Source organism: Terriglobia bacterium (assembly GCA_020073185.1).
GTDB lineage: Bacteria > Acidobacteriota > Terriglobia > Terriglobales > Acidobacteriaceae > JAIQGF01.
On sequence record JAIQFT010000039.1, the window covers coordinates 28,646 to 42,735 of the forward strand.

Annotated in this window: 15 protein-coding genes; 6 read left to right on the forward strand and 9 right to left on the reverse strand. The window is 60.5% G+C overall.

Annotated elements, in window-relative coordinates; translation table 11 throughout:
* Nucleotides 1-124 precede the first annotated feature (124 nt).
* From LAN64_14250 to LAN64_14275, 6 genes are all read right to left on the reverse strand, one after another.
* Entirely contained in the window at nt 125-502 is a 378-nt protein-coding gene (locus LAN64_14250; GenBank protein ID MBZ5568999.1) for a hypothetical protein, read from the reverse strand.
* 532 nt (nt 503-1,034) lie between these two features.
* A complete protein-coding gene (locus LAN64_14255) occupies nt 1,035-1,490 on the reverse strand; it encodes a hypothetical protein (GenBank protein ID MBZ5569000.1) in 456 nt (151 codons plus the stop codon).
* Between the two features lie 10 nt (nt 1,491-1,500).
* Nucleotides 1,501-3,456 (reverse strand): hypothetical protein, encoded by a 1,956-nt coding sequence (locus tag LAN64_14260; GenBank protein ID MBZ5569001.1) that lies wholly within the window; start codon nt 3,454-3,456, stop codon nt 1,501-1,503.
* A 399-nt stretch (nt 3,457-3,855) separates the two neighbouring features.
* Complete coding sequence (locus tag LAN64_14265; protein MBZ5569002.1) at nt 3,856-4,065, reverse strand: hypothetical protein; 210 nt, start codon at nt 4,063-4,065, stop codon at nt 3,856-3,858.
* 437 nt (nt 4,066-4,502) lie between these two features.
* Nucleotides 4,503-6,089: an AAA family ATPase gene (locus tag LAN64_14270; GenBank protein MBZ5569003.1), complete on the reverse strand. Its 1,587-nt coding sequence runs from the start codon at nt 6,087-6,089 to the stop codon at nt 4,503-4,505.
* Nucleotides 6,082-6,285: a helix-turn-helix domain-containing protein gene (locus LAN64_14275; protein MBZ5569004.1), complete on the reverse strand. Its 204-nt coding sequence runs from the start codon at nt 6,283-6,285 to the stop codon at nt 6,082-6,084. The genes LAN64_14270 and LAN64_14275 overlap by 8 nt, the downstream gene beginning before the upstream one ends.
* A gap of 326 nt (nt 6,286-6,611) precedes the next feature.
* Between LAN64_14275 and LAN64_14280 the strand changes: the two genes are divergently transcribed.
* A complete protein-coding gene (locus LAN64_14280; protein MBZ5569005.1) occupies nt 6,612-7,169 on the forward strand; it encodes a hypothetical protein in 558 nt (185 codons plus the stop codon).
* Here the strand turns inward: LAN64_14280 and LAN64_14285 are convergent.
* On the reverse strand, nt 7,166-7,609 hold the full coding sequence (locus tag LAN64_14285; protein MBZ5569006.1) for a hypothetical protein: 444 nt from the start codon (nt 7,607-7,609) through the stop codon (nt 7,166-7,168). The two genes, LAN64_14280 and LAN64_14285, sit on opposite strands and share 4 nt — an antisense overlap.
* 337 nt (nt 7,610-7,946) lie before the next feature.
* Nucleotides 7,947-8,174 carry a hypothetical protein gene (locus tag LAN64_14290; protein MBZ5569007.1) on the reverse strand — a complete coding sequence of 76 codons (228 nt, stop codon included), beginning with the start codon at nt 8,172-8,174 and terminating at the stop codon, nt 7,947-7,949.
* 267 nt (nt 8,175-8,441) lie between these two features.
* On the opposite strand from LAN64_14290, the gene pruA reads away from it, so the two are divergent.
* The 5 genes from pruA (at nt 8,442) to LAN64_14315 (ending at nt 12,988) form a co-directional block, all read left to right on the forward strand.
* Nucleotides 8,442-10,028, forward strand: a complete 1,587-nt coding sequence (gene pruA, locus LAN64_14295; GenBank protein ID MBZ5569008.1) for an L-glutamate gamma-semialdehyde dehydrogenase — start codon at nt 8,442-8,444, stop codon at nt 10,026-10,028.
* Nucleotides 10,029-10,120: 92 nt separating this feature from the next.
* A complete protein-coding gene (locus LAN64_14300; protein ID MBZ5569009.1) occupies nt 10,121-10,492 on the forward strand; it encodes a response regulator in 372 nt (123 codons plus the stop codon).
* 143 nt (nt 10,493-10,635) lie between these two features.
* Nucleotides 10,636-11,802: a PAS domain-containing protein gene (locus LAN64_14305; protein MBZ5569010.1), complete on the forward strand. Its 1,167-nt coding sequence runs from the start codon at nt 10,636-10,638 to the stop codon at nt 11,800-11,802.
* A 127-nt stretch (nt 11,803-11,929) separates the two neighbouring features.
* Nucleotides 11,930-12,256 (forward strand): antibiotic biosynthesis monooxygenase, encoded by a 327-nt coding sequence (locus LAN64_14310; GenBank protein MBZ5569011.1) that lies wholly within the window; start codon nt 11,930-11,932, stop codon nt 12,254-12,256.
* A gap of 45 nt (nt 12,257-12,301) precedes the next feature.
* Complete coding sequence (locus LAN64_14315) at nt 12,302-12,988, forward strand: hypothetical protein (protein MBZ5569012.1); 687 nt, start codon at nt 12,302-12,304, stop codon at nt 12,986-12,988.
* Between the two features lie 94 nt (nt 12,989-13,082).
* Here the strand turns inward: LAN64_14315 and LAN64_14320 are convergent, their stop codons facing one another.
* Entirely contained in the window at nt 13,083-13,832 is a 750-nt protein-coding gene (locus LAN64_14320) for a PEP-CTERM sorting domain-containing protein (GenBank protein MBZ5569013.1), read from the reverse strand.
* Between the last annotated feature and the right edge of the window lie 258 nt (nt 13,833-14,090).

Genomic DNA, 14,090 nt, shown 5'->3' on the forward strand with positions numbered 1-14,090 from the left:
TGCTTCCTCATTTCGGCGACACGGGCGTTCTGTTCTCTCACCCGTACCAAGTCTTTGTAGTCGTGTTCGGCCTTCGGGAGGTCCTCCGCGACGAGCCGGTCGATTTCTTGTCTCTCTTCGGGACTCATCTTCCGCTCCCGTCATATCTCGGCACGGGAGTGAGCGCTGATGCATTTGCCGTTGTCGCGTACACGGCGACCAAGTCGTCGCTGGGCAGCGGGGCCTTGCGGCCTGCCAACGCACGCTGACAGCGGTCTACGAGGCCCTTCGGGTCGCCTCCTACCACGATGGTCTCGGAACCCAGTTCAATGGCGAGTCCCATGGTTTCCCCATATTGATTGCTGTGGAGGCGCCACTGGGGCACGGGTTCCGGCTTCGGCGGGCGCTCGTATCGAGCGAAGTTCTCGGGAAAGATTTCGATGAGTGCCAATACCAGCGCATCGGCATCCACATGGAATAGGTTGCGCTTACGGCCATCCTTGTTTGTGACGGTGATATCCATACTTCCTCCAGCCCGCGAGCGCGGGTCCTAAGATTTGTGTGTCTTCACTATGGGCTTGTCCGGTGTTACGACTCTGTTTCAGCCACAGTTCGTGTTTTGCGGGGCACCTACACGCACATCGGCCCATCAAACGGGATATCGACGTAATCGATTCCGGGTCGCCAGTGCTCGGTCCCTTGCTCCGGGGTGTGGCAGGTCGGGCACAGCGCCAGGACTCTGGCTGGGTCTATAAAGAACTGCGGGTGCGTCCTCGGAGAAAGCAAGTGGTGAATGACGCGGGCGGGGTTCGTACAACGGACGCCGCGAATCATTTTTTGGCAAATGGGCCGCCGCGCCAGCATCATCCCGCGAAATGCAAACCATCGCGTGCTGTTATACATCTTCCTGATTTCGGAGTCGGCGCGGTCCGCATCGAACTGCTTCCGCGCAACCGCAGCAGTATTGCTGACCTGATGCGCAATACAGTACCGCGACCCGCGCACATTCGTGGCGCTGCAGCCGGGTTCTCCGCACACAGTTGGGCAACGCAGCATTAGGTGAACTTCAGGTCGTGCGGTTCATACGACACGTCCCCGCTCTTGTCCTCGGCCCATGTATCCACGAACCGATTCTGCGGTTTCCCGGCCAGCCTTGGTCGCATGGGCAACTGCGCGAATAGTTCCGGCCACTTTGCGGGCGGGACGTCCGTCGCACCGACTGCCTTGAGCAGATTGATTTCGGTCTTGCACACCGGGCAAGTATGGGAACGCAGATACATATTTGCGTCGAGCAAGGGATACGACGTTCCGCATCCGCAACTCCATTCAAACCCGACCAGTGACCCGGTTTCGTTCATCAACCTGTAAAACTGATTGCGTCGTATCACGACACTTCCGCTGTCGCGGTACATAGTGCGCAGGTATTCCGCCTCGGCTTGGCGGGACGTGTAACCCGGTGTGAGTACTTCGTGAATCGCGTTCTTTATACCATCGAGAATCGAGCGTGACATTGTTGCCTCCTCAAATGAAAATGATTCCGCGCTTGCTGTAGACCGACTCCTGCACTGGGTTCGCCAGCATCCGATGTGCCGCGTTGGCCAGCGCGGAAAAGAAGTCAATCTTTTCCTGCGGCGCGAGTTTGCCCGGCTTGGTACCGCCGTGATTCGGGTCCTCGGCCAAGACCACATTGCATGCCTGCCACGCGGCAACGGGTGAGTTGAAGTGAACCAACTCCTTACTGTGAACCCATTGCAATATTTCCCGGCAGGGCGCGGTCAACTCCTTGGGCACCTGCGGGACTGCCACGCAGGCCGCCGAACCCGACTCGTTGATTTCCGCGCACATGACCTGCGCGTTCCACGTATCGAACCCGATTTCGTGGATGCGGAACCGCGAGGCGAAATCCAGAATGAACTTTCGTATTTCCTTGGGATCTTGGAGGTCACCCGCGCACAGGGAGATATACCCGTCGCGTGCCCAAGTGCTCAAGGGCACCTGCCACGCCTTCTCCTTTTCGAGCAGCCCTAACTCCGGCATGAAGCACTGCGCGATGACCACTTTCTTGTCGACCGGGGCTTGCCCTTCAGCAAACCGGGCGCGCGGCCACAGCGCCACGAAGAAACTGGTGTCGGACGTCATGCCCACATCGAGTCCACCGTAGGCGGGCAGGTCTCGGTTGAGCATCAGGAACTTCTCATACGCTTCCATCGGCGACTTGCAATCGGGCATCAAGTCCATACCGCTGCAGGCTTCCCAAGCCGATGGTGTGATGGCGGTCGGTCGCGAGAACCCGACTTCGGGCCACTGATTAGCGTGGTACTGAACGAAGCTGTTTCGACCGCTCGGGTCCTGCAGAACTTCATCGCGCGTTTTGCGGAGGTGTTCGACCAGCAGAGTTGTACCGAGCGACGGGTTAGCCTTGAACCAACATGCCTCATCGAGTGGGTCATCATCCTTGTCTATCGAGTAGATGGCGGCCAGCGTAGAGTCGTCTTGGTAGATGCCCCGCAGGATTTTCTCGGCCAAGTCGAACTTCGTAAACGCGAAGCATTGCTTGGTCGGCCCGCACGTGGTGAGCGCGACGACGAGCGGCTGTACCCGGCTTACGATGCCCTTGACCAGCGTGTCCCATGTGGCGCGCGAATCCCAGAAAGCGATTTCATCCGCGAGGATGAGAGACGGCCTCAAGCCGTCGAGTAGTTTTTCATTCGCGGCCAGTGGCATGAACGTGCCGTCGGTTTCCCGAATGCTAATGCGGTCGGCATATCGCTGACACCATTCGCGCAGTTCCGGGTTGTCGGCGACCGCTCGGCGCGCATCCACATACGAGATTTTCGCTTGCTCCTTGCGGGTGGCGGCGCTGTAGCATTCCGGCAGCCGTTCGAGGTCAGCAATAAGTGCCCACAGGGCGATGGCGGATGCCAGCGTGGTCTTGCCTGACTTTTTGGCGGTGCTCAACCAGCACTCTGTGAACCGGCGGTAGCCGTTCGCCCGCTTGAAGCCCATCAGGTTGCACAGCAGCCACGTCTGCCACGGGAGCGTATGCAGCCCCACAAACTGGTCGCAGAATCGAATCACCAGCCGAGCCTCGGCGGGGTCGAAATAGACGCCGCGCGTGTGTACCTCTTCGAGGTCAGTTAGAAACCGCGCGCAGGCGCGTATGACCAAGTCGCCCGCCACAATCTTTTTCTCGACGACGTCCTGCGCGTAGCGCCGGGCGATAGACGCCGGGTCATTTTCCGGCCAAAGGTACTCCCGCCCATCATGGTCGAAGCACAGCGTCACGCCGGGGCGCAATCGCTGGGCAAAGGAGGCGCGTACAGCAGCCACGTCCTGAAGGAAGCCCTCCAGCGTGGGCGTGGTGGGCGCGTCCGCCGGGGCGGGTTCTACGTCCTCTGGAAACGGCTCACGATTTCCCCAAGTTTCTTGAACGAGTTTCCGCTTGCCTTCCTCATCGCCCGCAAGGTCCAAGTCCACGAGGTGAGAAAGTGCCGCGCCATCTGCGCGAGAAAGCAGGCGTCTTTTCAGGATGCTCTGCGCCCACGTATCCCAGCACCTGCGCCAGTGCCTGTCCATGCCGGGCGGTTTTGGAGGCAAACCGGGGGCATCTGGCGGAGCATTCTTAGCCTTTTGCGCTGCCAGTTCTGCCTTCGTTCTGTGCCCTAAAGGTTTGCTATTCATAATCAAATGCCTGCTGGGTCGCCTCATTCGTGGCGTAATCGGGTGCAAATGCTTTCAAATCGCGCGAGTCCAGTTTTGGGAGTTCGCACGGAAAAACTTGCGCGCGGTATTTTTGCGAGCCTCCCGAATCACTTTGACCTACCCATACGGGTCCGCGAGGGGTCGCATCGTTGTGATGTCTTGTGGCTTGCAGCATCATTCCGTTGCTTTCTCCCACGCCTGCTCGGCCAGCACGTCAGGCTCGTGAGGCTGGGGCGGCGCTGCTGCTGGCGTCGGAGCCAGCGCGTCCTCTAACAACCGGGCGACCATTTCCTCGCGCTGCTGTTTGCTCAGGTGGCTCGACGACCAGCGCATCTGCGCCTCGATACGTTCCTTGAGCATCTCCTTGTATGTCTTGCCGTTCATCTACCGTCCTTTCCTACGGATGTGTGCGCCAGTTCGGAATGTGTACGCCTGCTGCGACGCCGGTAGCTCCGGGGCGCATTGCGTTGCCGGGCCATCTGCTTCCTGTCAGGCGCACGTGCGGGCTGCTGTGCGCGAGGCTGGGCAATACCGGCGGGGGTCGCGTCGGCCCATTCGATTTCCCCCGGCTCGATACCCGGAGGAAGCCACATCGTCCCGCGCAACGGATTGACCACGTATCGTGTGGTGCTCACCGGGTCGTCCCTCTTCCTGCTATCTCTTTCCTGCCGGATGCTTCCATTTTCTGAACTCTCTTTCCTCATGTCCCATCCTCATGTCCCGCTCATGTCCCATCATGTCCCGGCCTCATGTCCCCGTGCGCACATCACTAGAAGATGTGCGCCGGGACATGAGAAATCCGGACATGAGAACGGGACACGTCAAATCCCCAGCTCCTGCTCCTCTTTCGGCTCCCAGTGGCCGCCGCTCTTACACCCACGGGGCGGAGGCACATACCGCCAGCCCGGCGGGTCGGCGAAGTGGCTCCTGCTGACGCCGAGGGCCTTGGTCAGCGCGGCCTTGGTAATGCGTGGGTCCGCTGCAATCAGCCGCGCGGCCTGCTCGCCCACATCGGTTATCTGCTCACCGGGCCGGGCCTCCTCGTCCGTCAGGACGACGAAATCCCCGTGCTGGTCGATGTGCGGGCGGCCTTGGATGCGGAACGGTTCTGCCGGGTCGAACTCGCGGGGCTTGACGTTAGTTACCCACAGGCGGGTCAGGTCCCTTGACTCTTCCAGCCAGCCCTCCTCTCCTCCGCCGTCGTCCGGCTGCAGCATCCAGACGGTATCGGCCATTGCACCGAGGTCGGATGTGCCGCGCAGGTTCTCCAGCTCGGCGAGGGGCAGCTTTCCCTTGTCATTTAGAGCAAATCGTTTTGCGATGTGGTGATTGGAAATCACCCCGAGCGCACCCAGACGCATCAGCTCGGAAATACCTGCGAACAATCCACTGGAGTTCTCGGCGCTGGAGTTCTCGTCCTTAAATCCCGCAAAACGGATGGCAGTGTCTAGCACAACGACCGGATGCCACTCCTCGACTGCAGCCACCAGCGCTGGGTCGCCTAACGTGAGCAGGCCATCGCGCATGGTGGCGCACCGGAATACGGAGCCGTCCATCGGTATACCTAGCTTCTGAACTCGGCTTCGGAGCGAGCGGTCGCCCTGCTCCGGTATGAGGTACAAGACCTTGACCGGCTCGGGCACCTTGAACATGCCGAGGAACGGCATGCCGGTGACCAGCGCCTTGGAAATCGACAGCGAGAACCACGTCTTACCGACGCATGGCGCTGCGCCGACGATGGTATTGCCCTCCGACAGGATGCGGTCAATCAGCATCCGAACGTCACCCGTCTGCAGGTCGCATGGGGCACGGAGTCTGTCCCGCCATACCACCGGCGTCTCCACGCGCGGCGCTGGGCCGAACTCACCGGCTTGCGCCCTCCGCAGTAGCTTCTCGGACTGCTGCTGCCGGTCCTCGATGGCGTCCTGTCCACCGTACAAATTTCCGGTCATCGCCAGCAGGCGATTAGGTATTTGCCCCGAACCCCAGATTTCCACGCGCGTGCCATCAGGCTTGAAATCGGCGGCCAGCCCAGCGCGGCAGACGAGATGGAGGCCCGTGCCGCTCTCGCTGATTTCGGTGAACGTATCGAGCACGTTGATGATTGCCTGCGCCTCCTCGGTGATTGCGCCCGTCTCCGGATTGCGGCAGTGGTCAAGGTCGATGTAAGTGAGTTTTTCAGATGGGTCTGCCCAGCGCTGGTATCCTCCGCCGGGCCGCAGCGTCCGATTTGCAATCAAATAGTCCAGCGAACGCAGATTGGATTTGCGCTCCTCTGGCGTCCCGTATTTAACCTCGGGATGCTTGCTGGGCTTCTTGTCCGGGCGCTTAGGGTTCGGGGAGGGGTAGTACTGAAGCCACAGCGCTGGCTCGCGCAACTGCGTCGGGATGCTTTCGTAGTTAGGCACCGGCGCTTTCCTTCCGTCGCTCGACGTATCGTTCAATGTCTCGACGCGCGAACATCTTTTTTCCGCCCCGACCCGCGCGAACGAAGGCAAGTCCGTCCGATGCCCAGCCCCTGATGACGCCGGAGCCGACACCAACGAACGCAGCGGCAGCGTTGATATCCATCAGGAGCGGTTCGGAATGCGGGGTCGTGGCCATGTCGGCTTTCCTTCCCGGCACCCCGCTGGCTTGCACCAGCGGGGCACGGGAACTTCCGACCAGCCACGGTAAGGAAGAGCGTTCAAACTTGGATTGCTTACTGCTTTATGCCGGTGGCAGGTCGCATACTCCCTGCGGGGTGTTCCGGGTCTTTCGGGCGAGAAGGTGTGAACCACATATAGCCTTGCCCAGCGAAGAATCTGCACCCATGACCGCGCCGAACAGGGCTATATGTGGTTCACACGTTGACTTCAGCGAGACAACGTGTTAACCTGTATTTTGTGAGCAGAAACTGGCTAGGGGTTTCCAAACCTAAGTTCGAGCGAATGCCTCATGGCACCGACGGCCCACCGCCGAGCCTGTGGTGGTACAGGCGCAATCCCGAATATCACGGGGATGACGTACCCACGGCCAGCAGCCAACGGGTCATCAACGAGTATCTGCGCCAATGTGCTAGCGGTGGCGGGGCGGTTCCCGAGGAGCATCTACGTCGATGGCTACAGGAACTCAGCCGTCCGCAGAAGATAAGCCCAAGGCGGACGCGGTACTGGACCATCCCGGCCTTCGCGCTCGCGCACCGGCTGAAGAAAGGGACGCTCATGAAGCGTCTGCGCCGGTTGGAGGAAATCGCAGTCGAGTTGTTCCCCGGTCGGGTTCCCGCAGGTCGACAGCGAAGGCCGTTGTCGGAAGCGAAGAAAGAGGCCATCCGTCAGCGCTATATCGAAGTCCAAGACATCCGCGCCGTCGCCCACGAGTTCGGACTTCCTACGTTTCGCGTTGGTCAGATTTGCAGAGTGGAGAAGGAACTACTCCAAGAAGACAGCGGCTCCGGCACGGAGCCTGAAGCGCCATCCAAACCTTCCACCGAGGAGCTACCCTTCTAGGTAGCTTCGCCTTTTGTTACCGCCCGTGCCATTGCCAGCGCTTGCTCGACCGCGTGCCGCTCAGCAGCAGACCTTGCGGTTGTAGCCGCATACCGCCCTGCCATGAGGATGGCTTTCTTTTCCCTACCAGTCGCCTTGGCTTCTGCCCGTGCCGTTCTGCGGGCATCGTTCACCGCAAGCCGGATTGCTTCTCTTGTCGCGTCGAGCCGTCCGTAATAAACCACTCGCGCCTCATACGTCAGTTCGGGGTACTCGCGTATCAACCTGAGCAGCTCGTTTAATCGCTGACAGGCGGGATGGTCCCTTAGTGCCGCCCGCCCAGATTTACGTCGACCAACAAGCTCTAGCTCGCGCCCCGCTTGTTCCAATGCTTCGAACGCCTCGCGCACGTCGGGGTCTGCCTTTCGGCCCGGCAGAGGCGGGTGAACAATATTCGACATGATGATTCCTCTCGCCCGATATTCCCACGCGCACTTGCCGGGCGGAAGGTGACTGAGGTGGTCCAATCCCAGCAACGCGCTCCGGCGGATTTCGTGCACGATTCGTGCACGGACTTCCGCAAAGTACCAGCAACTACGGGCAGGTATCAGCAGCTAAAAATGCGGGAAGTAAAAGGGCTTAGTGATTCTAGGCGGGTTGCGCGATGGCCCGGAAAGTTTTTTGAGTCCGCTGCGTCTGCCAGTTCCGCCATCCCGGCTGGGTGGTAAGTACAACTACAACGGAAGGTTAATCGATCCTCAACGAGTCGGCAAGGGCTCCGGCGCTATCGCCGCACCGTTAGTGCCAGCTCCCCAAGCGCACCAGCACCTCGCCCGCATCGTCATAGACGAATACCGGGTTGCCGACGCCGGCCCTTTCCCTGGCAGCCCCTTGGGCGGCAGCGAGCGTCTCGAAGACACCGACCTGAAAAATGTTGCCCGATACGTCCTTCACGTCCACGCCGACGACGCGAAATTGCGACTTCGGCGCCTTTAGTTGTTCCTCACTGGCGGTCGGATAGCGCATGACGTAGTTCCTCGGTTACTTCGGACAGTATAGGCGGATGCACGAACGATCTGTGATAACGATCACTAAATAAGGTGATGGGCAACCGGGTGACAAAACCAGCCGTGCCGGTTCAAAATCGCGGGTGCCCACTGTTGTCGCCCGTTAGGCGCGCCAGAGTGCGAATTCTCCTTCCCGAGGCGCAATTCGGCCCCACGCCGCTGTTAGAATGGTAGGTTTTGGATTCGGTCCCGCTCTTGGAGGGACTCTACAAAGAGGTTTGCACTTATGGCCACCGTTCAGGCGCCCGAAGCCATCGCCGTTGGGCCGTTTCACAACGAGCCCGCTACCGACTTCAGTAGATCAGAGAATGTGCAGGCGATGCGCACCGCCATCGAGAAAGTGCGCGCCCAACTCGGCCGCGAATATCCGCTGATCATCGGCAGCAAGAACGTCACCACCAAGGACAAGATTCGCTCCCTCAATCCCGCCAAGCCGACCGAACTGGTGGGCCTGTTCCAGAAAGCGGGCAAGGAAGAAGTGGAGCCGGCCATGAAGGCGGCGCTCAAGGCGTTCGAGAAGTGGAGCCGCACGCCTGTGGAGGAACGCGTCAACCTGCTGTTCCGGGTCGGCGACATCATCCGCCGGCGCAAGCACGAGTTTTCGGCGTGGATGATCTTCGAGGTGAGCAAGAATTACGCCGAGGCCGACGCCGACGTCGCCGAGCTGATCGACTTCTGCGAGTTCTACGGGCGCGAGGCGCTGCGTCTGGCCAAGGCCGAGCCGCCGGTGCAACTGCCCGGCGAGCGCGACCACCTATGGTACATTCCGCTCGGCGTAGGGGTGGTGATTCCGCCGTGGAATTTCCCCAGCGCCATCATGGGGGGCATGACGCTGGCGTCCATCGTCTGCGGCAACACGGTGATCCTGAAGCCCTCGAGCGACTCGCCCGCCATCGCGCAGAAGTTCATGGAAGCGCTGCTGGAGGCCGGAATGCCGGAGGGCGTGGTCAACTACTGCCCCGGCGCCGGCGCCAGCTTTGGCGACGCGCTGGTGGCGCATCCCAAGACGCGTTACATCGCCTTCACCGGCTCGCGCGAAGTCGGGCTGCGCATCAACCACGTGGCCGCACAAACCGCTGCCGGCCAGATCTGGATCAAGCGCACGGTGCTGGAAATGGGCGGCAAGGACGCCATCATCGTGGACGCCGACGCCAACAACATAGACGCCGCCGTCGAAGGCGTCGCCGCTGCCGCTTTCGGCTTCCAGGGCCAGAAGTGCTCCGCCTGCTCGCGTCTCATCCTCGACGAGAAGATCTACGACAGCTTCATCGACAAGCTGAAGGCGCGGGTGGAGAAGATCACGGTCGGCGACGCGACGCAGAATCCCGGCATGGGGGCGGTCATCAATGAAGCATCGATGAAATCCATCCTCGACTACATCGACCACGGCCGGCGCGACGGACGCTTGATCACCGGCGGCCGGCGCGACAGCAAGGCCGGCGAAGGCTATTTTATCCAGCCCACGGTGATTGCCGACATCGCGCCGAAGTCGAAATTGGAACAGGAGGAAATCTTCGGCCCGGTTCTGGCGGTGATGAAGTCGCGCAACTTCGATCACGCGCTGGAAATCGCCAACGACACCGAGTTCGGACTCACCGGCGCCGTCTATTCCGGCTCGCGGGAGAAGCTGGAAAGGGCTAAGCGCGAGTTCCATGTCGGTAACCTGTACCTGAATCGCAAGTGCACGGGAGCCATGGTGGGGGCGCATCCGTTTGGCGGATTCAACATGTCGGGGACCGACTCTAAAGCCGGCGGCCCCGATTACCTCTACTTGTTCACGCAGGCGAAGTCGATCGGCGAAAAGCTGACGTAACCCACTACGCGGCATTTGACAAGCTTGACAAGGCTGCCCAAAATAAGTCGCGGCGGTCCGGCAGTGAGTGCGGATCGCGAGAGTGACTCTGTATGGGGCGAATTCTTTGCGTTGACGACGAGCTCAATGTCGTGACTCTGAAGTGCGCAATCCTGGAAGCTGCAGGCCATGTTGTGACTGCCTCCACCTCCGCGCAGGACGCCATCGAAAAGCTGGCGAGCAGCAGCTACGACGCAGTGGTCACCGACTGGCGACTGGGCGACGCCAACGGACGCGGCGTTGTCCAAGCAGCCAAGGCGCGCTCCAGCACGCCCGTGGTGGTGGTTTCTGGGTATGTAGCGGAAGCCTTCCAGGCAGCCGAACCGCTCGCCGACCTGTACCTGGAAAAGCCGGTCAATGCGCAAGAACTGATCACCATTGTCAACGAACTGCTGAAGACCAGCGGCGCTGCTTCTCGCGGCTGATTCTCGATTCCGGCGCATCCCTTGCACCAACTTGCGCCATCCAACTTATCACCGGCCCAACTCTCCCGATTGGGCGCGGGGGAGCACTGGTAAGAGCGTCGCATGGAAACCGCCTGATGTACCGGTCTTGGGGGATATCCGAAGTGATTCGAACGTTGGCGCAAGCCGCCGCCACATTGAGCGGCCCTGTGCTCATGGCCGGCAATATTCACCTGGTAGACCGGCGCGGCAAGCAGGGTCCAATCGATCCCAAGCGCCAGGTGGAAATCTCCACTCTGCTGGAAAGCATCCCGGAAGCCGCCGTGATCGTGGACCACAACGGCCGCATCGTGGATGCCAACAGCGTCGCCTGTCATTTGGTGGGAAGAACGCGCGAGGAACTGCTCGGCGTGGCAGCGGGGGAGACGGGCCTGCTGGTGGAAGGGGAGGACGAGGAAACGCACGAGCCGATTGTGCAGCGCGTGCTCAGCGGGCAAATGGTGCGGCACGACCGCCGCGCGTTGCGCGACTCGAAGACCGGCGTGGTCAACGAACTGCTAGTGTCGGCCAATCCCATCCTCGACGAGCAGGGACGGCCAATCGCGGCGCTGCTGATCGCCCGCGACGTGACCGAGCTGACGCAATTGCAGCGGCGCATCGCCGACATCGAGCGGCATCGCGCCATCGGTGAGATGGCCGCCGCGCTGGCGCACGACTTCAACAACATCCTCGACACCATCGCGCAGGCCGCGGCGGTGATGGAAAGCAGCATGGATAGCCCAGCCGGCGAGCGCAAGCCGCTGCTCGACATGATCCATAACGCGGTTCGCCGCGGGGCTGAAATGGTGCAGCGAATTCGCGAGTACCTGCGCACCGGGGAAGGCGCATCGCGGCCGATCGACGTTAGCACCATCGCCGCCGAGGCGGTGGAACTGGCGCGGCCTTTGTGGCAAAAGGCGAACGTCAGGGTAACGACATCGCTGGCGGCGGTTCCCAACGTGTGCGCCAACGCCGCTGACCTGCGGCGCGTGTTCACCAACCTCATCATCAACGCCATCGAGGCGATGCCTCAGGGCGGCGAACTCACCATTACCTGCGGCCCGCGCGAGAATCAAGTGGTGACGACAGTTTCCGACAACGGTATCGGTATCCCGCCGACGGACCAGAGCAGAGTCTTCTTCGCGTATTTCACCACCAAGCCGCGCGGAACGGGTTTGGGACTGTCAGGCGCGCAGAAAATCCTGCTGTCATACGGCGGCAACATTTCCTTCCACAGCGAGCCGGGAAAGGGGACGACGTTCACCATCGTGCTTCCGGCAGCGAGTGGGTAGAGAAGGGCGTAGTATCAGTGCGTACGCGCGTCTCGCGGGGTGCCGGAAAATCGAGATGCGAAAGCCGGTTTTGCTCAGGCGCGGCCGCCGGCGGCCCAACGATGTGGCCGATAAAGGAGCTCCCGTTATGATTACTCGCGTGGTCAACGTAACAACCAAGCCAGGCAAGGCAAAAGAACTCTGCCACAAGTTGCACAAAGACGTGCTCGGCATTCTGAAGTCCCACCCCGGATTCATCGATGAAATCGTGCTGATCGCCGACCACGATGCCGATCAGGTGCTGGCGATGAGTTTCTGGAAGGCGAAAGAGGATGCCGAGGCCTTCCAGCGCCAGGAGTTCAAGCGCATCAACGAAATGATCGAGCACTTGGCGCACACCACGGCCGAGGTCCACATTTATGGCGTCGAGACCTCCACCGTGCATCACGTGGCCGAAGGTAAGGCAACAGCCTAGGCTGAACGCGCACGGGCGGATGTGGCGCCACTGGTTGATGAAATTATGGACGAACTTTCTTGTTTTCGCCCGCTTGCGGCTGTTGCGCTATTTGCGATGTTCACCGGAGCTGCGTTTGCGCAGAACGCGCCCGAGAAGAAAACGCTGGTGGTGAACGGGCGCGCAGCCGAAGGAGCGGCCGTGCAGATCGACGGCCATTTCTATGTGAATGTCGAAACGCTCGCGCAGATCATGAACGCCACGGTGAGCTTCGCACCCGGGCGAGTCATCCTGACAGTACCGGCCGCCGAAGCCGGCGCCAGGCCGGAGCGTGCCGCGCCGGGATTGTCGAGAGAGTTCGCCATGGCAAGTATCTCCCAATTGGCGGAGATGCGAGAGTGGAAGAACGCGATTGCATCCGCGATGAGGTTTGGTATTGCCGCTGGCACGTGGCTCGGTCCCTGGCTACAAGATCACCGGGTGCGGGCCGAGGGGAGCCTACGTCAAACCGGGTTAGTGGCGAAAACCGAGTCGGATCAAAAAGCTCTGCAATTGCTCAAGAATGAGCTCAGTTATCTGGGGGAGTGGGACAGCGATACCCAGGCAAGCATCCATGCCCTGAATGCCGAGCCAGCGGTTAATCCGGCCGTAGCGCAGAACGATCCGCGGCAAACGAAAATCTCCGAATGCGCCAATTTTCTAAATGCGATGCTGATCAGCGGTGAGTTCGCGGACAGCCCCAGTTGCCACTGAACATTGTGAGCGCGGCGTGGAAGAAAACCAGACTGCGGACACGGCAATCGCGTTGTCCGCAGTCTGTCAGTATTGCGAAGCATTACGACAAGGGTTACGACTTGCGGCGGCGGATCAAACCGAACAGTCCGGTAAGTCCGGTACCGAGCAGCAACATGCTGGCGGGCTCGGGAGCAGGCGCGGGCGCAGGCGGAGGATCAGGGTTGGCTAGACTGTAAGTCAGCGTGGCTTGCACGGTCGCACCATTGCCCTGTCCGCTGTCTAGTCCCCATCCATCATTGAAGGTCTCGTTCGACAGCGAAACCGTGTATTGTCCGCCGTTGCCAAAGGTCACTACGACCGGGCCGTTCCAGGTAACTTGTCCGGACTGATACCAACCGAAAAGCCCACTGGAGTTACCCTCGGTGTAACCGGTCACGTCACCCGAAGTGGCTGGGGTTGGAGGATTAAACGTGAAGTGCACGTCGATGGGCTTCGGGGTCGAGTCGTTCGAATCGAGGGAGCTTTCGTTGGTCCAGATTTGGAACAAGTCGAAGGTAACGGAGTCACCCGGATTGAGGGAAAATGTTTTCGGTACCGCGACTCCTAGAGTGTTAATCGGCAGCCCGGAGGAGTCGGAAACGTTGGCTGTAATGGTGTAGTTGGTCAACGTGAAAGTATCGGCAAATGCTAAGGGAGCCAATACCAACACGGTGATCAGGATAAGAACCCTCTTCATTAGGAAGCCTTCCTGCGCTGAGCCAGCGCTGAGAGATTGGACGGATGGGGGAAGCAACGCATCCACCGTGGCTAGGGCACTTAGGAGGCCACAGTGGCGCCGAAGGAGGCAATCCGTTTGCCCCATGGTTTCAATGAGTTAGGGGATTCAGTGGAATCTGCGGTGAAAAGCGGCGGGGAGATGGGTAAACGCGTTCCCTGCAATGACTCGCGTTTTTCCCTCGGTGAATCCGCGGTTAGCCAGCGCGAAATCGTAGCAGCGCGGGGCTAGCGTCCGGTGGCAGCGGCGGCTTCGGCGAGGATGCGGTGGTGGATGGTGAACAAGGCCAGCTCCAGCCGGTCGGAGACGCCGATCTTGTCGTAGACGTTACGCAGGTAGTTCTTG